This window comes from Paenibacillus soyae (assembly GCF_024623455.1).
In the GTDB taxonomy this organism is placed as follows: Bacteria; Bacillota; Bacilli; order Paenibacillales; family Paenibacillaceae; genus Pristimantibacillus; species Pristimantibacillus soyae.
Genome location: NZ_JANIPJ010000062.1, coordinates 1 through 761, shown reverse-complemented (window position 1 = coordinate 761; position 761 = coordinate 1). Strand labels below are relative to the sequence as shown.

Genomic DNA, 761 nt, shown 5'->3' with positions numbered 1-761 from the left:
GCGCGCTTTGACATCTACGCGAAGGACGGCAACTACTACGGTGTGGATTATCACGTTGGCGCGTCGGTTATCTATTACAACAAGGAATTGTTGGACAAAGCGGGCGTGAACCCGGCCGACATCAAGACGTGGGACGACTACGCTGCAGCCGGCAAGAAGGTGCTCGATGCGACTGGCGTGCCGATGACGACGCTGGAGACGACAGAGCAATGGTCGATGTGGCTGCAGACGGCGCAGCAACCGGCGAAGGGCGATCTGCTGAACGAGAACTTCGAGCCGAACCTCGACAGCCCGGAAGTGCAAAAGGTCATGAAATGGCAGCAAGAGCTGATGAAGTCGGGCGTAGCGGTCGGCGCGCCGGGCGGCTTCCATCACACGGAAGAATACTTCGGCTTCATGAACGGCGGCGGCGCCGCATCGATCTGGATGCCGCTGTGGTACATGGGCCGCTTCACGGACAGCATGCCTGACCTGAAGGGCAAGATGGTCATAAGCCCAATGCCTGCATGGGCGGAAGGCGAACCGCGTTCGGCGGGAATGGGCGGTACGGCGACGGTCATAACGAACCAGTCGAAGAATGCGGACTTGGCGAAAGAGTTCCTTGCGTTCTCGAAGATCTCGAAGGAAGGCAGCTTGGCGACATGGACGATTCTCGGCTTCGACCCGATCCGTTCGGACGTATGGACCGATCCGGCGATGAAAGCGGCGAACAAGTTCACGGACTACTTCGGCGACAACATCTTCGACGTGCTTGATCAAGT

Annotated in this window: 1 protein-coding gene; it reads left to right on the top strand. The window is 58.7% G+C overall.

The annotated features are described in order from the left end of the window. Nucleotides 1-761 (top strand): ABC transporter substrate-binding protein (locus tag NQZ67_RS29960; protein ID WP_257453164.1); only part of this gene is annotated, 761 nt, incomplete at both ends.